Raw genomic sequence first — 22,414 nt, 5'->3', positions numbered from 1 at the left:
GACCGTACCGCCCGACGGGGAACGGTCTCCTTCGGGCCGCCACGGTCAGTGACTTATTTCCGATTGGAGAGGGGCTTCGCCGGCCCGCCGGCGTGGTTCATTCGAAAAATTTTTCGGGCTAAGTGATTGGTGTGCCGAGTTATTCGCGCATCGACCCGGCTTGCTGACCCTAAAAATTGCTGCAGTGCAAAAAAGTTGTTGCAACGCGAAAGAGGTCTCCCTATATCAAGTCTGTCGCCCGAGAGGGCTGCCAAGCGGGACCACCTAGGATTGCGGTTCTGGGAACTTTTCGATCCGGCTTGGCCAATGGATCAAATCGCGCGCGACCCGGAACCGGGCGCGCAGCGCAGATCGAAAGGATAAGTCGAGATGACCGAGAAGAAGACTCAGTCTACCGCGACCAAGGATCCGGTGAAGAAGACGGCCAAGGCCGCTGATGCGGCGATCGAGGCGGCTCCTTCTGCGGAGAACGTGACCCCGTTCCCGGGTTTCGCCACTCAGAACCTCGAGATTCCGGACACTGTCCGCGAGATGGCGGAACAGCACGTCGAACGGGCGCGTAAAAGCTACGAAACTCTCAAGAATGCGGCTGAGGAGGCCACTGACATGATGGAAGACGCTTACGAGAACACCCGCCAGGGCTTTGTCGACCTGAACCTCAAGGCGCTCGACAACGCCAAGTCGAACACCGACCGTGCCTTCTCCTTCGCCAAGGAGTTCGTCGCGGCGAAGTCGGTGTCGGAAGCCGTCGAGCTGCAGACCAAGTTTGCCCGTGAGCAGTTCGAGTCGTTCTCCTCGCAGATGAAGGAGATGCAGGAGCTGACCACGAAGCTCGCTTCCGAGAGCTCCGCTCCGATGAAGGACGCCTGGGAGAAGACCCAGGAGAAGATGAAGGTCGCGTAAGCGGCTGACACGAAGCCCTCGGCTTGAGCTGGCGGCGCTGTCGATGAGACCGGCGCCACGGCTCGCACGCAGGACTTGAGAATGGGGCGCTCCCTGTGCGGGGGCGCCCTTTTTCTTTTGCGGTCCCTGAATGCGCTGCCGGCGCCTCCGGTATCGCCTTCCAGGCGAGCCGTCGGTCGATCATGACGACGCCCTGTGATAGGGCTCCGGAATGAGCGACATTGTCCTGACCACCTTCGACTGGGTGCCTCCGTTGCCGCGCGGGTTCGTGCGCGACCTTCGCATCCGGTGGGCGCTGGAGGAGGCTGGGCGGGAATACCGCGTCGCCAGCGTCCCGTTCCGGGATCGGGCCGACGCGCATTTTGCGCACCAGCCCTTCGGTCAGGTGCCCTGGCTCACCGATGGCGATGTTTCCATTTTCGAGAGCGGCGCGATCCTGCTGCATGTCGCCTCGCAATCGAAGACGCTGATGCCGGAGTCTCCGCAGGCGCGCAGCGAAATCGTCCAGTGGCTTTTCGCGGCACTCAATTCCGTCGAGATGGCCGCGCTGCCCTTCGCGATCTTCAAGTTCTCCGACGACGAGGAGCAGACGCCCGGCCGAAAGGCGCTGGACGGCTTCCTGAGTGCGCGGCTCGGGCACATGGAAGCGGTGCTGGCGAATCGCGTGTGGTTGGGCAGCGGCTTCTCGGTCGCCGATATCGCCATGTCCGACGTGCTGCGCCTGGTCGACCGGTTCGACGGGCTGATCGACTATCCGGCCTGCCGGGCCTATGTCGCCCGCGCCACCGACCGGCCCGCCTTCGCCAGGGCCTACGCCGATCAGATGGCGCATTTCGCGGCGGCGGACTGACGGGCCGGGCAGACCGGCGCGTCGGGGTCCCCCTTTTCTTTTGTGAATTTCGAGCGCATATGGGGCGCGGACGCCCCAGAGACGTCTTGCCATTGCCGAGCATTGAAACTACGGTGCCGGCCGGTTTTCGCCGCCTTAGCTCAGTTGGTTAGAGCGCTGGATTGTGGATCCAGAGGTCCCCCGTTCAAACCGGGGAGGCGGTACCACCCTTTTCCGACATTCGCGCCATCCTCCCGCAGCCGCGGCTGGTCCGGCGGGCGTCTCGCCGCTCGCATCCGGCCGGGCTCTCACCCGGCTTCGCCGCGCTGCGCCGCGAACCGGCTGGTGCGGCGGACCACCTCGCTGATGGCGTTGCGGGCGAAGGCAGCCGGCGTGAACGCCACCTTGGAGAGCGGATCGATCACCAGGGTGCGCTGGCGCCCGATCGCGGCGAGGGTCGCATCGACCACGCGCTCCGGCTCGATCGCGCCGGGCAGATGGGCGCGCTCGTATCCGGCATTGGTCCCGAACTCCGTCTTCGTCGGGCCCGGGCAGACCGTCAGCACGTCGATCGGGTCATCCGCGAGCTCCGCCGCCAGCGCTTCGCCGAACGACAGCACGAACGCCTTGCTGGCCGCATAGGTCGCGAATCCGGGCACCGGTACGAAGGCGATGCTGGACGCCAGGTTGACGATCGCGGCCTTCGAGCCCCCGAAATCCGCCTGCTCGACCAGGGTCGGGATCAGCGCGTGGGTGAGGGTCAGGAGCGCGGTGACGTTGACCGACACGACGGCCTCGTGGCGCTCCATCGGCACATCGGCGAACTCGCCGAACGCTCCGAGGCCGGCATTGTTGATCAGAAGGTCGATGCCCTTCGACTTGGCCGCCGCGATCACGGCGTCGCGGCCGTCCGCCGTCGCCAGATCGGCAACCACCGTCTCCACCGTCCGGCCGGCATCGCGCAGCGCAGCCGCGGTCTCCTCGAGCGCCTCCGCGTCCCTTCCCGTCAGAAGCAGTTCCGTCGTCTCCGGAAGCCCTTCCGCATAGGCGCGGCCGAGACCGCGCGACGCCCCCGTGATCAGCGCGCGCTGGTAGGTGCTGTTGGGTCGACAGGCCATGGTCCGTCCTCCTTCGCTCGTCCGGCGCTGCGTGGTTCGCTGAACCAGCGCAGACCGGCGGTGTTCGTTCCCTTCCCGTCTACGAAACCGCCGGCCGGCGGGATCACGCCAGGGAGACGGCCCCGCCGCCATGCCGCTCCAGCCGCCCGGCGAGATCGAGCTCCAGCAGGACAAGCTGGACCGCGGCCGGCGCCACCCCCGTCTCGCGGATGATCTCGTCCACGGAGGTGGGAGTCGGTCCGAGTGCCTCGATGATCCGGGCGCGGGCGGTGTCGTCGGGTTCCTCCGGGCGGGTGGCCATCGGCGTGTCGGCATCCTCCAGCTGCGGCGGGGGCGCCGGCGGTCGACCCAGGAGCGGCGCGATGCCCTCGATCACGTCGTCGGCCCCGACCGTCAGCGTCGCGCCCTCGCGGATCAGATGGTTGCATCCTTCCGCCCGCGGGTCGAGGGGCGAGCCCGGAACGGCGAACACGTCGCGCCCCTGCTCGGCCGCGAACCGTGCGGTGTGCAGCGAGCCGGATCGCTTGGCCGCCTCGACGACGACGACCGCCAGGCTGATCCCGGAGATCAGGCGGTTGCGGCGTGGAAAGTCCCGGGCCCGGGGCGACCAGCCCAGCGGCATCTCGGTGACCGCCGCGCCGCCGGAGGCCACGATCGCCTGCAGCAGCGGTTCGTTCTCGGGCGGATAGATATGGTCGAGGCCGCCGGCCAGAACGGCGATGGTGCCGGTTTCGGTGGCTGCCTCGTGGGCGGCCGCGTCGATCCCGCGCGCCAGTCCGGAGACCACCACCAGGCCGGCCTCGCCGAGGCCTTCGGCGATCTTCCGGGCCATCTTGCGGCCGGCGAGCGAGGCGTTGCGCGCGCCGACGATGGCAACGGCGGGCCGGGCCGCGATCTCCTCCGGGCCGAACACCGACAGGAGCGGGGGCGGCGCGTCGATGGTGCGCAGATGGGCCGGGTAGCCGGGCTCGCCGATCGCCACCAGCCGGCCGCCGAGCCTTGAAAGCGCGGCGATTTCGGCCTCCGCGTCCTCGCGCGCGGCAATCCGCAGGCCGCGGATGGCGCCGCCGCGCCGCGACAGCTCCGGAAGCGCCTCCAGGGCGGCGGCGGCGGTGCCGTAATGGTTGAGCAGATCCCGGAAGGTGGCCGGGCCGACCCGGTCGGAGCGGATGAGACGGAGCCAGGCGAGCCGCTGCTGATCGTTGAGACGAATGCCGCGGCCCGCCTCGGTCATGAGGCCGCGCCGATCTTGCTCTCGGTGCCGCTGGCGAGCCGGGCGATGTTGCGCCAGTGCTTGGCCCAGGAGAGCGCCGTCAGCACCAGGAAGAGTTCCGCCCACTGCAGCCGCGCGAAAAAGAACAGGAAGATGACGGCCGCGACCGTCGCCGTCAGCGCGGCCAGCGAGGAGTAGCGGGTGAGGAAGGCGACGGCGAGCCACACGACCGCGAAGACGAGCGCCCCCGGCCAGGCCACCGCGATCAGGATGCCCAGATAGGTCGCGACCCCCTTGCCGCCCCGGAACTTGAGCCAGACCGGGAAGAGATGACCGAGGAACGCGCCCAGGGCAGCGAACACCACCATATCCGGACCCCAGTGCGCCGCGATCAGGACGGCGACCGCGCCCTTGCCGGCGTCGCCCAGCAGGGTCAGGGCGGCGATCCCCTTGCGCCCGGTGCGCAGCACGTTGGTGGCGCCGATGTTGCCGGACCCGATCTTGCGCAGGTCTCCCGCGCCGGTCAGGCGTGTCAGAAGCAGTCCGAACGGGATCGAGCCAAGCAGGTAGCCGCCGAGCAAAGCGCCGAGAAAATAGGGCAGGGCATAGGACCAGCTGATCGGATCGGGCATGGGGCTCCTTTGTCGCGGATCCGTGTGATGTCATGGAGATCCCGGGTCGGGATCAGACTTTAGAGCCTTTTCCGGTCAGGTGGAACACACCTGATCGACAAGAAATGGCTACAGATTCAATAGCTTGAGCACTTCCTTTTCGCTCTGACGGGTTCAGCCTGAACGCCAGGTGCTCAAGCGCCTTTTCCGATCCCGTGGAATCACCGCGCCGAGGCGAGACGGGGCGCAGGTTTGCGCCGCGCCGGGCGGCCTGTCCACGCCAATCTGCGGCCTGGCGCTTTGCATCATGCGAAGATTTCGTGACGCCGCTAAACTTAACGTGGGATTCGGTTTTGTCATGATAGGCCAGTAAGCCTCATCGCATGAAGGAGCCGGCGGTCATGTCGACGTCCGAATACAGCGGCGAAGCCGAAGCGGACTGGCTCGGTCCGTTCGAAACACATCGCGTGACCAATCAGGTGCCGCCTTCGGACGGTCGAAACCTCTTCGACGGCGATCCGGTCCTGGTCGCCCTGCTGGAAGAGGTGCTGGAGCCGGAGACGGAGGACGAACTCTATCGGGCCGGCGCCTACTGGGGGTCGGGGGACGCCCGGGACGTGGCGCGGCTGGCCAACACCGATCTGCCGGTGCTGCGCACCCACGACCGCTTCGGCCGGCGGCTCGACATGGTCGAGTATCATCCGGCTTATCATGCGCTGATGAACCGCTCGGTCGCCGCTGGTCTGCATGCCTCCATCTGGGACGGCCCGTCGGACGCGGATCGGCAGCAGCACCGGCTGCGCGCCGCGCGTCTCTATCTCACCGCCCAGACGGAGCCGGGCCACACCGGCCCCCTGTCCAATACCAACGCCGCGCTTGCGGCCCTTGCCACGACCCCCGCCCTTTTCGAGGAGTGGCTGCCGGCGGTCGTCTCCCGCCGCTACGACCACCGGTTCCAGCCCATCGAGCAGAAGGTCGGCGCGACGCTCGGCACCGGCTTCGCCGAAAAGCAGGCGGGAACCGACATCCGGGCCTGCCGCACCGTCGCGGAATGGAGCGACATGGACGGCGCCCACCGGCTGATCGGCCACAAATGGTTCCTTTCAGCGCCGATGTCCGATGCGTTTCTGGTCCTGGCCCAGGCCGAGCAGGGGCTGAGCTGTTTCCTGATGCCGCGCTTCTGTCCGGACGGAAGCCTCAACACGATCCAGTTCCACCGGCTCAAGAACAAGCTCGGCAACTCGTCCAACGCGACGGCGGAGGCGGAGTTCTACGGCGCGACCGGATTCCTCGTCGGCGAGGAAGGGCGCGGCATCCGCACCGTGCTGGAGATGGTGACGCTCACCCGGCTGGATGGGGCCGTGACGTCGGCGGGCCTGATGCGGGCGGCGCTCGTCGAGGCGGTCCATCATGCGCGCCACCGGACGGTGGGTGAGGAGACCCTGATCGAGGCCCCGCTCATGCAGCGCGTGCTGGCGGACATGGCGCTCGATTCCGCAGCCGCCACCGCCCTTGCGCTGCGGCTTGCCGAAGCCTTCGACAAGGCGGCCGACGACGAAGAGGAGCAGGTCTTCGCCCGCCTTGTCGCGCCGGCCGCCAAATACTGGATCTGCAAGTCGGCGCCGGGTCTGATCGCCGAGGCCATGGAGTGCGTCGGCGGCAACGCCTATGTCGAGGAGCATGTGCTGCCGCGGCTCTATCGCGAAGCGCCGGCCGCCATGCTCGCCGAGGGGCCCGGCAACGTGCTCGCCCGCGATCTCAGGCGGCTCGGGGTGCGGATGCCGGATGTGGTCGGAACGCTGCTGGAAAGCTTCCGCGCCGAACTCGGCGATCTCGTCGAGGAGGACGTGGTCGCGCTCCGCTCCGCGCTGACCGACGAGGACACCGACGAAGGGCTGGTGCGCCCGCTGATCGAACGCCTGGCCCTTCTGGCGGCTGCCTCCGCGCTGCGCCGCAACGCGCCGCGCGTGGTGGCCGACGCCTTCGTGTCGGCGCGGCTGAACGCGTCCTGGCGGGCGTCTTACGGCATGCTCGACGGGCGCTACAACGCCACCGCCCTGATCGATTTCATCGTGCCCGACGCCTGAGGCTGGAAGACGGATTTTCCGAAGTCACCAGCCGCGCCAGACTTGCCGTCAGAGCGGGCGGAGCCCTGCGAGCCGGTCGAGCAGCCCCTGAAGGATGTAGGCGGCCGCCACCTTGTCGACGAGTTCCGCGCGCCGTGCCCGGGAGGCGTCGGCTTCGATCAGCGTCCGGGTCACGGCGGCCGTCGACAGGCGCTCGTCCCAGGCCAGCATCGGCAGGTCGGTCAGCTCGGACAGGTTCCGGGCGAAGGCCCGCGTGGCCTGGACTCTGGGGCCGGCACTGCCGTCCATGTTGAAGGGCATGCCCAGCACGATGCCGCCGATCGACCGCTCGCGCGCGAGCCGCAGCAGCTCGGCGGAATCGGTCTTGAAGGCCTTGCGCCGGAGCGTCACCAGAGGGCTGGCGATCCGGCGTCCTCCGTCCGAAACGGCGATGCCGATCGTCTTGGTGCCGAGGTCGAGGCCGAACAGGGCGCTGCCGGTCGGGGACCTCTCCACGAAATCTTCGATCGACAGCAGCGGATCCGGGCGGGCGGTCATTGCGTTGGTCTCCGGTTCCGGGGCGTTCGGTGGGTCTGCCGCGCCCGGGCCCTTGCGCAGAGGTCTCTGTCGCGTCACGACAAGGACCGATGTTGTAGCTTCGGGCGGTCGTCCTCGCCACCCGCACGGCATGCGGCGGCCGGAACAGAGATCACAACGGGAGCACCTTTCATGCAGATCACCTGGCTCGGACACTCCGCGTTTCGCGTCGAACTCGGCGAAGCGGTCATTCTGATCGATCCGTTCCTCACCGGAAACTCGGTGTTCACGGGCACCGTGGAGGCAGCCCAGGAACGCTGCACCCACATCGTTCTCACCCACGGCCACGACGACCACCTCGGCGACACCGTCGACATCGCCAAGGCGACCGGCGCCCAGGTGGTTGCCAATTTCGAGATCTGCATGTGGCTGTCGGAAGTCCACGGCATCGAAAACATCAATCCCGGCAACACCGGCGGAACCGTCGACTGCGGCGCCTTCAACGTCACCTTCGTGCGCGCCGACCATTCCTCCGGCGTGCGCCGGGACGGGGCCTCGGTCTATTTCGGCAATCCCCTCGGCGTGATCCTGACGGCGGAAGGTCAGCCGACGCTCTATCACATGGGCGACACCGACATCTTCTCCGACATGGCGCTCATCAACGAGCTCTACCAGCCGGATATCGGCATCGTGCCGATCGGCGACCGGTTCACCATGGGCGCGCGCACGGCGGCGCTGGCCTGCACCCGCTATTTCGGGTTCAAGACCGTGATTCCGTGCCATTACAAGACCTTCCCGATCATCGATCAGAGCGCCGACGGCTTCCTGCGCGAGATGGGCCAGAACAGCGGCCGGGTGAAGGTCCCGGAGCCGATGGTACCGTTCGAGGCGTAAGAGCAATCCCAGGAAAAGTGGGCACCGGTTTTCCGTCCGGGATTGCGGGAGGGAAGAGCAATCCCAGGAAAAGTGGGCACCGGTTTTCCGTCCGGGATTGCGGGAGGGAAGAGCAATCCCAGGAAAAGTGGGCACCGGTTTTCCGTCTGGGATTGCGAAGGAACAAACAATCCCAGGGAAAGTCGGAACCGGGTTTCCGCCCGGGGGAATGCCTCAGCGGCGGGGGAGGTCGAAGGCCTCCTCCGGCCGGGGCCACCGGGCGCCGGGATGGTCGGAGGTGACCTCCAGCAGCGTTTCCAGAAATGACCAGGTTTCGGCGTCCTGGACCAGGTGGTGGGTCAGGATGCCTATCGGGACGGGCGCGTCCGTACGCCGGCCGGCTTCCGTCTCCAGCGCGGCTGCCGCCGCCTCCCATCCGATGAACCCGCCACCGGACCGCCAGGCAACCGGATCGACATGGGTGTCGAGCCGGTGCGCCTCGGTCGACAGGCTCTTGAAGCAGGACAGCCCGGCGAGCCCGACCTCTTCGCGATGGTCGGCCACGTCCGGATGGATCCGGTTCCACGGCGGCACCAGGACCGGCAGGAAGCGTTCGCCGAATAGCCGCTGCAGGCGCTGATGGCCCCGGCTCAGCTCTCCCAGGATGGTGTCGATCGGCCGGTCGAGGCCGAGTTCGGCCGACTTCGCATCCGCTGCCGCATGGTTGGCGTGGGCCCAGCCGTGCTGGAGCACGGTGGCGTCGGTGGCGGCGAGGCGATCGGTGAGCGCCCGGTCCGCCCGGGCCGGGATCACGGCGAGGCAAAGGGGTGCGCCGGACGCCTCGGCGAGCGCCAGGAGCCGATCGAGGGCGAGCGTCGGCTTAACGGCGTCGTCGTCGCGCCACCAGAACGACAGCGGAGCGGATCGGTCCGCGGCCGCGTCGAGCAGGGCGGTCAGTCGGTCGGCGAAGCCCTCTCGGGGACCGGTCATGTCGGACGGCCTTTCTTGTGCCGAACCGCGTCGGCGAGGATCTCGGCGCTCCGGCGGGCGCCATCGATACCGATTGTTGTGTCGCGCGTGGGGCGGGCGAGGGCGCTGTCCACGGCTGCGGCCAGGCTCTCCGGCGTGACGTCCGTCTCCGGCAGAACCTCCGCCACGCCGCGCGCGGCCAGTATGTCGGCGCGCTGGGTCTGTTCGGTCTCGTTGCCGTCGGCGAACGGGACCAGCACGGCCGGGCAGCCCGCGGCCAGCACGTCGAGCACGGTGTTGTAGCCGGCCTGGCTGACCGATGCAGCCGCCCGCTTCAGAAGGCCGGGGTAGTCGTTCCGGTTGGGCTCCACGATCGTGCCGGCGCAGGCGGCCGCCTGCAGCTCGGTGAGCTTGTTGGCCCCGTGGCCGGCACTGGCCAAGACGCGCCATCGCCCCTGCGCGCGCGCGGATAAAGCGCGGGCACGCACCGCCGCGTCAAGCAGGCGCGCACCGACCGCGCCGCCGCCGCAGGCGACGATCACCTCGCCGTCACCGTCCCCCTGCGGAGGAGACCGGTCGGAGGGGGTGTAGACGTAGCCGGTGTAACGGATCAGGTCGGAAATCTCCGCCGCAAAGGGAAAGGAGTCGTCCAGCCGCACCAGGTCGGGATCGGCGTGGACCAGCACCAGATCGTAGTTGCGGCGGGCGAGGTCCGCCATCCGCCGCTCCTTCTCGATGTCCGTCTTGCGCACGAGAATATCGCGCAAGGACACCGCCGCGATCGCGCGCGCATTGCGTTCGTGCACCCGGTCGATGGCGGGCAGGAGTTCGCGGGCGAACGGACGCCGGCCGAACGGGAAGGTTTCCGTCAGGAGTACGTCCGGAGTGTGCTGCGAGACGAGGTCGAGAAGCCGGTCGAGCCGCTCCGACCAGACCGCATCGTCGGCGGCCGCCCCGTCGGGCGTCACCAGATCCCGGAAGCTGGCATCGGCGGCCCGGACCGGCGGCAGCTCGGCGACGGTCAGGCCGCCGGTGTCGAGGGTCGCGGGCAGCGTGTTGCCGGTGACCAGAAGGACATCGGCGCCCCGGTCCGCCAGCGCCCGGGCGATCGCCACCGCCCGGACCGCGTGGCCCGACCCGAGCAGATGCTGGACGTGGATCAGCGCCCTCATCCGGTCCCCTTCGCCGCCCGTCGTGCCCGGGCCGCCTTCAGGACCGCCCCGAGGTCCGCCCGGGCCCGGGCAATGTCGTGACGGGTGATGGCATGGGTGCGGGCCGCATCGGCGAAGCGGGCGCGCCGGTCCGGATCGGCCATCAGGCTCGTGATCGCCCGGGCGAAGGCGGTGGCGTCGGTCGAATCGGTCAGCAGGCCGGTTTCGCCGTCCCGGACGATCTCCGGAACCCCGCGGCTTCGCCCGCCCACCACCGGCAGTCCGGCGGCCTGAGCCTCCAGGAAAACCAGGCCGAACGGCTCGTTCACGGCGGGCCAGACGAAGATGTCGGCGTCGCAGTAGGCGGCGATGAGCTCCGGACGGTCAAGCCGGCCGAGGAAGGTGGTCCGCTCGGCATCGAACAGCGGCCTGAGGTCGTCGGCGGCCTCGCCGTCGCCGGCGATGAAAAGGTGCCAGTTCCCGCCATCGAGCTGCCGGACGGCGTCGGCCAGGACCCGGTAGCATGCCTCCTTGTTGCCGTGCCGCATCATGCCGACCGCGAGCAGCCGCACCGGGGCGTCCGGAGGCCTTGGGCCACGCTCGATCGCCGCGAACGGGGTGGTGTCGATGAAGGGCGCCAGCGTGGTGAGCCGGTCGGCGGGCACGATTTCGGCCAGTCCCGCGCGGTCGGTCTCGTGCATGGCGCAGACCGCGTCGGCTTCGGCCAGCGCGCGGTCGGCGGCCCGGAACCCCTCGGCCCAGGGGCCTTCGGCACGCTTCTTTGCCCGGCTCGCCTCGATCACGACGTAGGCGAGCCCGAGGGCGTCGGCGACCCGGGGACCGAGATGGTCCGGCGCCTTGTGATAGAGATGGTAGGTGACCCAGGCGTCGGGCCGATCCTCCGACGAGTGCCAGGCGTCGATCAGCCGGTCCGCTTCCGCAGCCGAGGCCCGCTCCAGCTCGGCGAACCGGTCCGGGTCCGGCGATCCCTGCCAGGTGGAGAGGCGGGAGGCGAGGACCGGCGCTTCGCCGAGGTCCTCCAGCAGGCGCAGGACGAGGCGTCCGATCTCCCGGTCGCCCGACGCGACGGGATGATCCGGCGGCTTCATCGGACAGTAGAGGGCGGTCGTCATCGAACCCGGGCCGTCGGGCCAGCGGCTCCCGGCTTCGGGGTCATGCCGCCTTCCGATCGCGGCCGCCGAGCCGGGCGGCCAGATGATCGAAGCCGGGCTCGCTGGAGAAGCGCTTCCGGACATCGGCGGCGGCGGCCGTGCCCAGACGCTTGCGCAGCTGAGGATCGGAGATCAGGCGATCAAGGGCGGTATTGAGGGCGGCCTCGTCCTCCGGCGGCACCAGCAGGCCGGTCTCGCCGTCGCGCACCAGTTCCGGGATCGCGGAGACGTCGGTCGCCAGGAGCGCGAGCCCGGTGGAGGCGGCCTCCATCAGCACGTTCGGGAGGCCGTCCCGATCGCCGGACTTCGCGATCCGGCTGTTCAGCACGAACAGATCGGCGGCCTTGTAGGCAGCGATCACGTCGTCGCGGGACTTGGCGCCGAGGAAGGCGACCCGCGCGCCGATTCCGAGCCGGTCGGCGAGGGCCTGGAGCTTCCCGGTGAGCGGTCCGGCGCCGATGTGCTCGAAGCGCCAGTTCATGTCGCGCGGCAGTTTCGCAAGCGCCCGGATCAGCTGGTCCAGGCCCTTCTTCTCCACGGCCCGGCAGACCGAGAGGATGCGGACGGGCTCCCCGGTGCGCCCATCCCTCGGCGTGCGCGACGGCACGGCGGGGAACCGGTCGAGCTGCAGGCCGTGATAGACGAGCTCGACGCTGTCGGGCCGGCTGGACAGACGCTTGAGATAGTCGGTGTTGACGGCCGTGCAGGTGACGCCCCAGTCGGCCTCCGCCAGCTTTTCGCGCAGCTCCCATTCCGGGGTGGTCCAGATGTCCTTGGCGTGGGCGGAGAAGGACCAGTCCATCCCGGTCATCAGCGCCGTGTAGCGCACCACGGAGGCCGGAGTGTGCAGGTAGTGGACGTGGAGGTGGGTGACGTCGGCCGGCAGTTCGTTGGCGAGCACGCAGGCCTGTCCGAAGCGGCGATAGCGGCTGTTGGACCGGTCGCGGGCCAGGTCCGCCTCGAAGGCGCGGCGGGCGTCGGAATAGCCCTCAAGCGTCTCCGCATGCCGCCGGCCGGCCCGGACCCGGGCCGGATTGTCCTTCAGATATTCCGGCAGGTAGAGGATGTCGGCGGCGATCTGGTCGTGCAGGTCGTGGCGAGCCGGATCCGTCGGATGGCGCAGCGACACGATGAGGGCTTCGATGCCGCGCTGCTCCAGCCCGAGAATCTCCTGGGCGATGAAGGTCTCCGACAGCCGCGGATACCCTTTGACGACGATGGCAACCCGTCCCATGACGCTCCTACTGGCCGGCCGCCGCGCGGGCCGGAAGCGCTTCGCTTTCCGCGAAAAACTCCGAGACGCGGTTACCGATGACGTCGAGCCCGCCGAGGAGGCCGTCCAGCCTGGCTACCGACGGCCGGTTCTGGAGCGGCAGGCGGGCGAGCTGTTCGACCATCGGCTCGACCTTGGGATAGTGCTCGATCGGCAGGACGCTGACCAGTCCGGCCGCCTCCGCCTTGCTCGCCCGGATCGCCTGCTCGCGGCGCGGCTCGATGCGCGGCACCAGAAGCGTCGGCTTGTCGAAGGAGAGGATCTCGCAGAAGGTGTTGTAGCCGCCCATGCCGACGATCGCGATCGCGTCGTCCATCAGGTTCTCGATGGTGGGCGTGAAGCGGATGACGTGGACGTCGCGCAGGTGCTGCGAGCGCTCCACGAAGTCTTCCTGATGATCGGTGCCCATGAACGGGCCGAGCACGATGATCGCGGGAAAGAGCGGGCGGGAATGGGCTTCATAGGCCCGCAGCACCCAGTCCACCAGTTCGACGCCGTCGCCGCCGCCGCCCGGCGTGACCAGGATGTAGGGCTCTTCGCCGAACGGGGAGCGCGGCGTCTGGGCGGTGAGCGCGGGCGCCTCGCGGCGGAGATAGCCGGTGAACAGCGCCTTGTCGTGAACCCGGTCGCTCACCCCGATCCCCGCCAGCGGGTCGTGGATCTCCTGACGTCCGTAGACCCAGACGTCGTCATAGAGATGGTCGAGCGCCTCCTGGGCGCCCTTGCGCTCCCATTCTTCCTTGAGGACGTCCGGGTCGTCCATCACGTCACGCAGGCCGAGGACCAGCCGCGTTCCGCGCTTGCCGAGCCGCTCCAGGGTCGAGCGGACCTCGCCGCGCAGGCCGAGCGGTTCCTTGTCGACGATGAAGACCTGGGGATCGAACACGTCGGCCGTGTGCTCGATGATGGACGCGCGCAGCTCCAGCATCTCCTCGATGCCCAGCGGCAGCGAATGGGCGCTGTATTCGCCGTTTCGGAGCTTGATGACGCCGGGCACGCGGACGAAGTCGACGCGGCTGCGAAAATCGAACGACCCGATGATCGGCGATCCAGACAGGATGATCACGGACAGATCGTCGAACGTGCCCACGAGCGAATGCGCGATCGTCCGGCAGCGGCGCAGATGCCCCAGCCCGAAGGAATCGTGGCTGTAGATCAAAATCTTCGGTTGCTGGGTGCGCATCCAGTGCTGCCTGGTTCGATACAGGAGGGGTCTGCGCCGACGCGGCTCAATTGCGGTTGCGGCTCGAAAAGCGGTCGGGTTTGATAAGGGGCGTGTCGCCGAAATCGAAGGTCTTCCGCGCTGAACCCTAATCCGGAATGGAATGCTGCGTCCAGCGGCACGGAGCGCTTGAGCGCCCGGCAAAGGCGGGATATGCGCTGGCGGGGCTTTCGCGATATGGGTTGCGGGTGCGCGTCGGGCCGCGCACACTTTCCACGCCGGGCGCATGCCGGCGGCCAGGGGCTGATGAATGCAGAAGAGCCTGTTCGGTTTCATTTGGGCGTACAGCAAGCGTCAGCAGCTGACGATCCTGGCGATCACGGTCGTCTCGTTCCCGATCCTGTACATGACGCTGGAGTTGCCCAAGTGGATCGTCAACGACGCGATCGACGGCTCCGATTTTCCCCGCACCATCGCCGGCTACCAGCTCGACCAGATCCCCTATCTGATGGCGCTGTGCGGGATCTTCCTCGGGCTGGTCGTTCTCAACAACGTCGTCAAGTTCGTCCTCAACGTCTACAAGGGCATCGTCGGCGAGCGGATGCTGCGCCGGCTGCGCTACAAGCTCTACAACCAGATCCTGCGCTTCCGGCTGCCCCAGTTCCGCGGGGTGAGCGCCGGCGAGCTGATCTCCATGATGATCGCGGAGGTGGAGGATCTCGGCGTCTTCATCGGTGACGCCATCGCCACGCCCGCCTTCCAGGGCGGCACGCTGATCGTCTACATCGTCTTCATCTTCGCCCAGGACCCGCTCCTCGGTGCGGCCGCGGTGCTGCTTTACCCGGTCCAGGGCTACATCATCCCGAAGCTGCAGCAGAAGGTCGTCATTCTGGTGCGCGAACGGGTGAAGAACGTTCGCAAGATCTCCGACAAGGTCGGCGAGAGCGTCGCCGGCGTCACCGAGATCCACGCCAACGACACCGCCCAGTGGCACCTTGCCGACATCACCGACAAGTTGCTGACGAACTATCGCATCCGCTTGGAGATCTACAAGCGGAAGTACATGATCAAGTTCATCAACAACTTCATGAATCAGCTCCCGCCGTTTTTCTTCTACTCGGTCGGCGGATATCTGGTTATCATCGGCGATCTGTCGTTCGGCGCGCTGGTCGCGGTGCTTGCGGCTTACAAGGATCTCGCCGGGCCCTGGAAGGAACTGATCACCTACTACCAGAACCTGTCGAACATGAACGTGAAGTACGAGACGGTGGTGGAGAACTTCGATCCGCCGAACATGTACCCGGCGGGACGGCTGGAGGCGGACGGCGAGCCGGACGTGAAGCTGGACGGCGCCATCGCGTTCTCCAACGTGTCCGCGGTGTTCGGCAGCGGTCAGGAGGTGGCCGATTTCGATGCCACCATCGAGGGCCAGGTCGCCGTGTTCGGGACCGGGTCGAGCGGACGGACGGAAGTGCTCCTGCTGGCGGCCGGGCTGATGGACCCGCAGAGCGGCCGCGTCGAGATCGGCGGCCGGGACCTCTCGGATCTGCCGGAATCCGTGCTCGGACGCGAGATCGGCTATGTCGGCGCCGCGCCCTACATGTTCAACGACACCATCCGCGGCAACGTCATCTATTCGCTGCGTCACCGGCCGATCGGCGATGCCGAGGTCGACGACGACGAGCACAAGTTCCGCATCTCAGAAGCCGGCTTGACCGGCAACAGCAAGTACGACTTCGACGCGCCGTGGGTGGACCTGACCGAAGCCGGGGTGGAGGACGTCGGCGATCTGGATCAGCACGTGCTGGATCTGTTCGAGCGCACCGGTCTCGGCAACGATCTGGTCCGGATGGGGCTGCAGTCGAATGTCGACCCGAACGAGGTCCCGGATCTGGCCGATCGGGTCCTGGAAGCCCGCAAGGCGGTGCGCGAGCGCATCCGCTCCGACGAGAAGCTGCAGGATCTGGTCGAGCTGTGGCGGATCGATGCGTTCAATCCCAGCGGGACGCTGGCGGAGAACGTGATGTTCGCCCTGCCGACCGATCCGGCGGAACCGATCGAGGCGGCGGCGCACGACCCCGACGTCATCGCCGCCCTGACGGAGGCCGACGTCCACGACGATCTCGTCGAGATCGGCGCCAAGGTCGCCGAGACGATGATCGAGCTGTTTTCGGAGATGGCGGTCGACGACAGCCTGATGGGGGATTTCAGCCTCCTGTCGAGCGACCAGCTGCCCGCGTTCGAGCCCTATGTGCGGGCGTTCCACAACGGCGGGGTGTCGGCGCTGTCGGCCGACCAGAGCGCCGAACTCGTCGGGCTGGCGTTCCGCCTGATACCGGCCCGCCACCGACTGACCGAGATCGGCGAGGATCAGGCCGCGCGGTTCGTGAAGGGCCGGCAAACGGTGTGCGAACGGCTGGCCAAGCTCGACGGCCGCTACACGATCTTCGACGAGGAGCGCTACATCGATCCGCTGACGGTCGAGGAGAACATCCTGTTCGGCAAGCCGCGGGTCGACCGCCGCGGGGCGCGCGAGCGGATCGAGGGCTTCATCCGCGACACGCTGACGGAGCTGCAGGCGCGCGACCCGATCGCCCGGGCCGGCCTCAACTATCAGGTCGGCGTCGGCGGCTCGCGGCTCTCTCCGGTCCAGCGCCGGCGGGTCGGTCTCGTCCGCGCCCTCATCAAGCGTCCGAAGATCCTCATGCTCGACGGCACGATCGACGAGGAACCTCGGCTCGCCGACGAAGTTCGCAGTGTGGTGGGCGAAGGGATGCTTCTTGTCGGGACGGGATCGCAGCAGGTGGCGCGCCGGTTCGACCGGGTCCTCGTCCTCAAAGACGGACGCTTGGTGGCGGACGGGGAGTACGCTAGCGTGCGAAGCTCGATGTCGGACGATGACGATGACGACGACGATGGCGACACCGAGCCCGATGCCGGAAACGAAGCCGCTGCCGAAGCCGAGGAAGCCAAGGAGGAGACGTCGTGAGCCTGGACAACGAGGTTGAGGCTCTGAAGAAGGTGCCCCTGTTTCGCGGCGTCGACGACGCGAAGCTGCGGCTCCTGGCCTTCATCAGCGAACGTGTCAGCTTCCGGCCCGGCGAGACGCTGTGCGAGCAGGGCGAGCGGGGCGACGTCGCCTACATCATCCTGGGCGGCGAGGCGGACATCCAGATCGGCACCAACGGCGGCCGGGAGACGGTGGCGACCGTCAAGCAGAACGACGTGGTCGGCGAGATCGCCATCCTGATCGACGTGCCGCGCACCGCCAGCGTGGTCGCCACCAGCGAGGTGCTCGCGCTCGCCGTCGCCAAGGACAATTTCTTGAAGCTGCTCAAGAATTTCCCAGATATGGCTATTGAGGTGATGCGCGTGCTGGCGCATCGGCTGGAACGGACCACTCGCGAGGTCGGCCGGCTGCGGGCCGGGTCGACTGGATCGGCGGAATGACGACGGCAGACCCGAACACGGCGCTTCGTGTGAAAATCTGGGGTGCACGCGGGACGATCCCGACGCCGGGCGCCCACACCCTGCGCTATGGCGGCGAGACGACGTGCCTGGAGGTCCAGGCGGGGCCGCATCTGGTGCTGATCGATTGCGGGTCCGGCGCGCGCCAGCTCGGCATCGACATGACCAAGCGGCCGGTGGCGCCGAGCGATCTGTTGTTCACCCACACCCATCTGGACCATATCTGCGGCCTGCCGTTCTTCTGCCCGGCCTACAGCGCGGAATTCGACGTGCGGGTGTGGGGCGGGCACGTGCCCCGGGACGGGTCGCTCGAGGAGATGCTGGGCCGGCTGATGTCGCCGCCGCTTTTCCCGGTTCCGACCTCGGCGCTCAGGGGCTGCCAGTTCCGCCGCTTCTTCGCCGGCGAGTCCGTGGGCCTGCGCGCCGGGCTGACGGTGAAGACCATCGCGCTCAACCATCCCGGCGGGGCGACCGGCTACCGGATCGAGTGGGGCGGCGGGGTGCTCGCCGTCATCACCGACCACGAGCACGGCGATCCGGCCATCGACGCGGCGGTCGCCAAGTTCGTCGAGGGCGCCGACATCATGATCTACGATTCCACCTACACCGACGAGGAATACGAGAACTATGTCGGGTGGGGGCATTCGACATGGCAGAAGGGCGTGGCGCTCGCCGACAAGGCCGGCGTCGCCCACCCGGTGATCTTCCACCACGATCCGCGCCGCACCGACGACGACCTCGACCGGATCCTGGAGAAGGCGCGCTCGCGCCATCCCGGCGCGCTGGTCGCCAGGCAGGGGATGGAACTGGTCGCCGGCAGCGTGCCCGCTACCGCGGCGTGATCGGCGCCGCTCACTTTTCCAGAATCAGCCGGTCGCCGGTGATCTCGAAGCGGTAGAGCCGGGACAGGAAACTCATGCCCAGAAGGCTGGACGAGACCTGGCCCGGCGGCGCGACCGCCGCGCCCACGTCGCTCTCCTCGATCGATCCGACCGTGACGCTGTCGAGCGAGGCAGGCGCGACCCGGGCGATGCCGTTGGCGGTGGATACCGGCAGCGAATAGGCCGAGCGCGGCGGATCGATGCCGGCCGCCCGGGCGTCTTCGGCGGTCAGCAGCACCATGGTCGCGCCGGTGTCGAGCAGGAACGTGACCGGCGCGCCGTTGACCGAGCCGTTGATGCGGAAATGGCCGTCGGCGCCGCGCGAGACGGTGACGCCGCCGCCGGTTTCGACCGCAAGGCCGGGGATCACCGCGGAGAGGGTGGTGCGGCCGATGCGCTCCAGATCGCTCCGGTAGGCGTAGGTGGCCACCAGGATCAGCGCCAGCGCGCCCCACAGGAGCACCGCGCGCGCCACCTCCTTCAGGCGCGGCCCCCCGGCGGCCACCGATACCAGAAGCACGGCGGCGAGCAGCACCAGCGCCACGGTCCGCGGCCAGGTCGTGTCGAGGCTTGCGGCCAGCTCGGCCGGGTCCGACGGCGCGCCCTGGATGAGCCAGAGGCCGACGGCCGCCGCGCAGGCGACGGCGATGACGAGGATGGCGAACCGGCGCACGGCCTGAATGTCCTCCGGGGTTCGGCCCGCGGCCCTGGGCCGGTGGCAGCGTTCGCTCAGGAATGCCGGATATAGGGTTTCGGAGCGGTCAGGTCAGGGTGACGACGATGGCGGCGAGCATGACGATCTCCGCCAGCTGCTGGGTCGCGCCGAGCACGTCGCCGGTATGTCCGCCGATCCGCCATTCCGCCGCCCGGCTCATCCCCCAGGCCACGGCGAGCGCGCCGATCGCGCCCGGGACCACGGCGACGGGAGCGAAGCCGGGAGTCATGACCAGGACGAGCACCAGCGCGGTCGCGGCGGCGAGCGCGGCCGCCGAGGGGTCGGGGCGTCCGACGAGCCGGGCGAGGCCGTCCGGCCGGGCCGGCGGGGTCTTGATCCAGGGCCACAGGAGGGCGGTGCGGCTGGCCACGGCGGCGGCAAGGAGCGCGAGCCCGGCGGAAAGGGCCCCGGCCTGCTCCGCGACGGCGGCCAGAAGGCTCGCCCGGACCAGGACGGTCAGCGCAAGACCGAGCGCGCCGAAGGCGCCGGTGCGGCTGTCGCGCATGATCTCCAGGCGCTGGGGCGCATCGCGGCCGCCGAAGAAGCCGTCGCACACATCGGCCAGACCGTCCTCGTGCAGCGCTCCGGTCGTGACCGCCAGCACGGCAAGCGCAATGCCGCTGGCGGCCAGCGGCGGCAGGCCGACGAGCAGCACCACGACCAGCGCGATCGCGGCAGGGAGCGCGATGGCGAGGCTTGCCACCGGCAGAGCCCGAACGGCGCCGACCATGCGCCGGCGGCCGGCCAGGGCGGAGACGGAGGCCGGCAGCGCCGGTGTCAGCCGCGAAAAGAAGCGCAGGCAGACGACGCTGTCGGCGAGATAGGCCGCAACGGGGCCGTCCGATCGACGATCGCTCATGCTGAGTGCGGGGGCTGGTTGATCATGCCCAGACGGTTGCACCGATCCGGGCGATCAGGCAACCGGCTTCGGCAAAGCTCACCAATTTTACGCGGCAGCGGTCAGGCTGTATGACGCTGGCACCTGCGCCCGGTCCGGGATTCGGCCGGGCGCCGCTCCACAGTCCATCAGTATCAGAGGCATCATGTCCGATCCGACCGCCCCGCGCCCCTTCGACGACATTCGCGCCCTGGTGACGAGCCGGCCCGCGCCGGATGCCGACGCGATTGCGGCCACCCGCGCCCGCGAGCAGGACCTGACAAAGCCCGCGGGCTCCCTCGGGCGCCTGGAAGAGATCGCCGCCTTCGTCGCCGGCTGGCAGGGCAAGGCGCCGCCGGAAGTGTCGTCGCCGACGGTCGCCGTGTTCGCCGCCAACCATGGCGTGGCGGACCAGGGCGTGTCGGCGTTTCCGGCCAGCGTGACCAAGCAGATGGTGGAGAATTTCCGCAAGGGCGGGGCGGCGATCAACCAGATCTGCCTGACCAACGATCTGGCGCTCAGGGTGTTCGAACTCGCGCTCGAACGGCCGACCGGCGACATCCTGCTGACCGATGCCTTCGACTCCGAACGCGAGTGCGCGGCGACCATCGCCTACGGCATGGAGGCGATCGCCGGCGAGGTCGATCTGCTCTGCCTGGGCGAGATGGGGATCGCCAACACCGCGATCGCGGCTGCCGTGCTCCATGCGCTTTACGGCGGCACGGCCGACGAATGGGTCGGCCGGGGCACCGGCGTGAGCGACGAGGGCCTCGCCCACAAGGCGGACGTGGTGGGCCGCGCGGTTGCCCGGCTGGACGGCGAACGCGATCCGCTGGTGGTGCTGCAGCGCGTCGGCGGGCGCGAGATCGCGGCGATGGTGGGCGCGATCCTGGCCGCCCGCCAGCAGCGCATTCCCGTCGTGGTGGACGGCTTCGTGACGACGGCGGCCGCCGCGGTGGTCCATGCCATCGAACCGGATGCCATCGCCCACTGCCTGTTCGGTCACGTGTCGGCGGAAAAGGCCCACCGGGCGGCGCTGGAGCGGCTGGGCGCGGACCCGCTGCTCGATCTCGGCATGCGTCTGGGCGAGGGGACGGGCGCGGCGCTGGCCGCCGGTCTCATCCGCGCCGCCATCCAGACCCATCGCGGCATGTCAACCTTCTCCGACGCCGGCGTGGCGGGGCCGGGCGGCGAGTAGGCCGCCCTCGCGGGCAGACCCGTCGTGTCGCCCTGGACTCCCGCTTTCGCGAGCGTGAGCGGAAATTGGGGCTGGCGCCAACAGTCCCTCGACCGCCCTTTCCGCATCACTCCAGCCAGCGTGCGACCGCGCGCCGGCCGTCAGGCCGCCGCGCAGCGGTGAGCGAAGCGAACTCGCGCGAGCGCGATTTTATCGGCGCAACGCCGGGCGAATACCGGAAGAGCACTTTTCCCGGCGTTGCTTGTCAGCGTGCGCGGAAACGGTCCGGCGCTGCGCGAAGAACGGCAACTTCGTCTTGCCACTCCATGAAAAACACGAGGTGTGAGGCGTGCGGGAGGCTGCGAATGCCGTCGCCGAGCTCGCTGCGAAGACGTCCGATGCGCGGGTTTCGAGCAATGGCTTCAAATGTGTCGAAAAGGCTGAACACATAGGCGCGAGCCTGATCTTCGCCCCATTTCGCATTCGAATAGACGTAGATATCCTGGATATCCTCGTCTGCTTCGATCGAGAGAAAATATCCAGACATCGAAGCATGTCCCGTTCTGACAGAGTCAGTTTGAACGAAAAGGACTTGCTCAAAAATTTAATCCGGAACGATTTTCAATCGCTCAGATAGGTCCAATCGAGCGGAGAAGCCCTACGCCTGCTTTTTCGCCTTGGCCTTTGACACCACGTCCTCCGGGGTGACCCGACTGATGCGACCGGCTCGTACCGACTGAGCCCCTGCCTGGACGTCACGGCGCAGGCTTTCGAGCTTCACATGGTGTTCCTCGTGCAGCCGCAGCGCATCGCGCACGACCTCGCTGGCGTTGTTGTAAGGGCCGTGCGCAATCTGCTCAGCCACATACTCCTCCAGCTTTTTTCCGAGCGAGAAGTTCATGGTGCCACCTCGTTGCACTCCGCATGAAGCGGGACGGATTTAAAAACTGATGGCAACTATTTACATTGTCTCAGGTGGCCAAAACAGGGCGAAACACCAAGTGCCGGGCGTGGGGTGCCCAGTGCCGGAATTGTTGGCCAATGCGTTGCATATCTGCTCGGCCGAGGCAGGGAAAACTTGTCTTGCCGGTCGCTCGAAAGGGTTGTTCTGAGGCGCAGAGTAGGCCGCCCTCGCGGAGCGCACTCGGCGTGAGCGAAAGAAAACAGGGGCTCAGGCCCGTCGTGTCGCCCTGGACTCCCGCTTTCGCGGGAGTGAGCGGAGATTGGGGCTGGCGCCAACACTCCCTCGACCGCCCTTTCCGCATCACTCCAGCCAGCGCGCGACCGCGCGCCGGCCGTCAGGCCGCCCCCGCGGAGCGGCGAACGAAGTGAGCTCGCGTGAGCGCAAAGGAAACAGGGGCTCAACCCCGTCGTGTCGCCCTGGACTTCCACTTTCGCGGGCGTGAGCGGAGTTCGGGG

General features: G+C 68.2%; 21 protein-coding genes and 1 tRNA gene. 9 read left to right on the top strand and 13 right to left on the bottom strand.

Annotation, left to right across the window (positions count from 1 at the left end; all coding sequences use genetic code 11):
• Positions 1 to 369 precede the first annotated feature (369 nt).
• The 3 genes from J2S73_RS17350 to J2S73_RS17340 all read left to right on the top strand — a co-directional run bounded on the left by J2S73_RS17350 (position 370) and on the right by J2S73_RS17340 (position 1,959).
• Positions 370 to 903 (top strand): phasin, encoded by a 534-nt coding sequence (locus J2S73_RS17350; RefSeq protein WP_306886911.1) that lies wholly within the window; start codon positions 370 to 372, stop codon positions 901 to 903.
• Between the two features lie 211 nt (positions 904 to 1,114).
• On the top strand, positions 1,115 to 1,753 hold the full coding sequence (locus tag J2S73_RS17345) for a glutathione S-transferase family protein (RefSeq protein ID WP_306886910.1): 639 nt from the start codon (positions 1,115 to 1,117) through the stop codon (positions 1,751 to 1,753).
• 129 nt (positions 1,754 to 1,882) lie between these two features.
• Positions 1,883 to 1,959: transfer RNA gene (locus tag J2S73_RS17340), tRNA-His, on the top strand.
• Between the two features lie 81 nt (positions 1,960 to 2,040).
• On the opposite strand, the gene J2S73_RS17335 is transcribed toward J2S73_RS17340, so the two are convergent.
• The 3 genes from J2S73_RS17335 to plsY form a co-directional block, all read right to left on the bottom strand.
• Positions 2,041 to 2,850: an SDR family NAD(P)-dependent oxidoreductase gene (locus J2S73_RS17335; protein WP_306886909.1), complete on the bottom strand. Its 810-nt coding sequence runs from the start codon at positions 2,848 to 2,850 to the stop codon at positions 2,041 to 2,043.
• 103 nt (positions 2,851 to 2,953) lie between these two features.
• Positions 2,954 to 4,084, bottom strand: a complete 1,131-nt coding sequence (gene dprA, locus J2S73_RS17330) for a DNA-processing protein DprA (protein WP_306886908.1) — start codon at positions 4,082 to 4,084, stop codon at positions 2,954 to 2,956.
• Positions 4,081 to 4,695, bottom strand: coding sequence for a glycerol-3-phosphate 1-O-acyltransferase PlsY (plsY, locus tag J2S73_RS17325; RefSeq protein ID WP_306886907.1), 615 nt, complete (start codon positions 4,693 to 4,695; stop codon positions 4,081 to 4,083). Before plsY ends, dprA begins: the two co-directional genes overlap by 4 nt.
• 380 nt (positions 4,696 to 5,075) lie before the next feature.
• Here plsY and J2S73_RS17320 point away from each other — a divergent pair, with 380 nt between their 5' ends.
• Positions 5,076 to 6,761 (top strand): acyl-CoA dehydrogenase family protein, encoded by a 1,686-nt coding sequence (locus J2S73_RS17320; protein WP_306886906.1) that lies wholly within the window; start codon positions 5,076 to 5,078, stop codon positions 6,759 to 6,761.
• 48 nt (positions 6,762 to 6,809) lie between these two features.
• Here J2S73_RS17320 and ruvX read toward each other — a convergent pair whose 3' ends face one another.
• Positions 6,810 to 7,298: a Holliday junction resolvase RuvX gene (gene ruvX, locus J2S73_RS17315; RefSeq protein WP_306886905.1), complete on the bottom strand. Its 489-nt coding sequence runs from the start codon at positions 7,296 to 7,298 to the stop codon at positions 6,810 to 6,812.
• A gap of 171 nt (positions 7,299 to 7,469) precedes the next feature.
• Between ruvX and J2S73_RS17310 the strand changes: the two genes are divergently transcribed.
• Positions 7,470 to 8,171: a metal-dependent hydrolase gene (locus J2S73_RS17310; protein WP_306886904.1), complete on the top strand. Its 702-nt coding sequence runs from the start codon at positions 7,470 to 7,472 to the stop codon at positions 8,169 to 8,171.
• 213 nt (positions 8,172 to 8,384) lie between these two features.
• On the opposite strand, the gene J2S73_RS17305 is transcribed toward J2S73_RS17310, so the two are convergent.
• The 5 genes from J2S73_RS17305 to J2S73_RS17285 are packed head-to-tail and all read right to left on the bottom strand — an operon-like array spanning position 8,385 to position 13,898.
• A complete protein-coding gene (locus tag J2S73_RS17305) occupies positions 8,385 to 9,140 on the bottom strand; it encodes a polysaccharide deacetylase family protein (RefSeq protein WP_306886903.1) in 756 nt (251 codons plus the stop codon).
• Positions 9,137 to 10,291 carry a glycosyltransferase family protein gene (locus J2S73_RS17300; protein ID WP_306886902.1) on the bottom strand — a complete coding sequence of 385 codons (1,155 nt, stop codon included), beginning with the start codon at positions 10,289 to 10,291 and terminating at the stop codon, positions 9,137 to 9,139. Before J2S73_RS17300 ends, J2S73_RS17305 begins: the two co-directional genes overlap by 4 nt.
• Positions 10,288 to 11,403 (bottom strand): glycosyltransferase family 4 protein, encoded by a 1,116-nt coding sequence (locus tag J2S73_RS17295; RefSeq protein ID WP_306886901.1) that lies wholly within the window; start codon positions 11,401 to 11,403, stop codon positions 10,288 to 10,290. Before J2S73_RS17295 ends, J2S73_RS17300 begins: the two co-directional genes overlap by 4 nt.
• Positions 11,404 to 11,443: 40 nt before the next feature.
• Positions 11,444 to 12,676 carry a glycosyltransferase family 4 protein gene (locus J2S73_RS17290; protein ID WP_306886900.1) on the bottom strand — a complete coding sequence of 411 codons (1,233 nt, stop codon included), beginning with the start codon at positions 12,674 to 12,676 and terminating at the stop codon, positions 11,444 to 11,446.
• A 7-nt stretch (positions 12,677 to 12,683) separates the two neighbouring features.
• Positions 12,684 to 13,898, bottom strand: coding sequence for a glycosyltransferase family protein (locus J2S73_RS17285; protein ID WP_306886899.1), 1,215 nt, complete (start codon positions 13,896 to 13,898; stop codon positions 12,684 to 12,686).
• Positions 13,899 to 14,187: 289 nt separating this feature from the next.
• On the opposite strand from J2S73_RS17285, the gene J2S73_RS17280 reads away from it, so the two are divergent.
• Genes J2S73_RS17280 through J2S73_RS17270 form a run of 3 tightly spaced genes read left to right on the top strand, consistent with a single transcriptional unit; the run spans position 14,188 to position 18,187 of the window.
• Entirely contained in the window at positions 14,188 to 16,866 is a 2,679-nt protein-coding gene (locus tag J2S73_RS17280; RefSeq protein ID WP_306886898.1) for an ABC transporter ATP-binding protein/permease, read from the top strand.
• Positions 16,863 to 17,327 (top strand): cyclic nucleotide-binding domain-containing protein, encoded by a 465-nt coding sequence (locus tag J2S73_RS17275; protein ID WP_306886897.1) that lies wholly within the window; start codon positions 16,863 to 16,865, stop codon positions 17,325 to 17,327. Before J2S73_RS17280 ends, J2S73_RS17275 begins: the two co-directional genes overlap by 4 nt.
• Complete coding sequence (locus J2S73_RS17270) at positions 17,324 to 18,187, top strand: MBL fold metallo-hydrolase (RefSeq protein ID WP_306886896.1); 864 nt, start codon at positions 17,324 to 17,326, stop codon at positions 18,185 to 18,187. The genes J2S73_RS17275 and J2S73_RS17270 overlap by 4 nt, the downstream gene beginning before the upstream one ends.
• Before the next feature lie 10 nt (positions 18,188 to 18,197).
• On the opposite strand, the gene J2S73_RS17265 is transcribed toward J2S73_RS17270, so the two are convergent.
• A complete protein-coding gene (locus J2S73_RS17265) occupies positions 18,198 to 18,899 on the bottom strand; it encodes a retropepsin-like aspartic protease family protein (protein WP_306886895.1) in 702 nt (233 codons plus the stop codon).
• An 88-nt stretch (positions 18,900 to 18,987) separates the two neighbouring features.
• Positions 18,988 to 19,800, bottom strand: a complete 813-nt coding sequence (locus J2S73_RS17260; protein ID WP_306886894.1) for an adenosylcobinamide-GDP ribazoletransferase — start codon at positions 19,798 to 19,800, stop codon at positions 18,988 to 18,990.
• A 184-nt stretch (positions 19,801 to 19,984) separates the two neighbouring features.
• On the opposite strand from J2S73_RS17260, the gene cobT reads away from it, so the two are divergent.
• Positions 19,985 to 21,016, top strand: coding sequence for a nicotinate-nucleotide--dimethylbenzimidazole phosphoribosyltransferase (gene cobT, locus J2S73_RS17255; RefSeq protein WP_306886893.1), 1,032 nt, complete (start codon positions 19,985 to 19,987; stop codon positions 21,014 to 21,016).
• A gap of 244 nt (positions 21,017 to 21,260) precedes the next feature.
• Here cobT and J2S73_RS17250 read toward each other — a convergent pair whose 3' ends face one another.
• Both J2S73_RS17250 and J2S73_RS17245 read right to left on the bottom strand, forming a co-directional pair.
• Positions 21,261 to 21,542 carry a type II toxin-antitoxin system RelE/ParE family toxin gene (locus J2S73_RS17250; protein ID WP_306886892.1) on the bottom strand — a complete coding sequence of 94 codons (282 nt, stop codon included), beginning with the start codon at positions 21,540 to 21,542 and terminating at the stop codon, positions 21,261 to 21,263.
• A gap of 111 nt (positions 21,543 to 21,653) precedes the next feature.
• The gene (locus J2S73_RS17245) at positions 21,654 to 21,896 is read right to left on the bottom strand and encodes a type II toxin-antitoxin system ParD family antitoxin (protein ID WP_306886891.1); all 243 of its coding nucleotides are present in this window, start codon (positions 21,894 to 21,896) and stop codon (positions 21,654 to 21,656) included.
• Positions 21,897 to 22,414 lie beyond the last annotated feature (518 nt).

The sequence above is a fragment of the Amorphus orientalis genome, from assembly GCF_030814015.1.
In the GTDB taxonomy this organism is placed as follows: domain Bacteria; phylum Pseudomonadota; class Alphaproteobacteria; order Rhizobiales; family Amorphaceae; genus Amorphus; species Amorphus orientalis.
The sequence above is the reverse complement of the archived record's forward strand: the minus strand, read 5'-3'. Positions and strand labels throughout refer to the sequence as shown.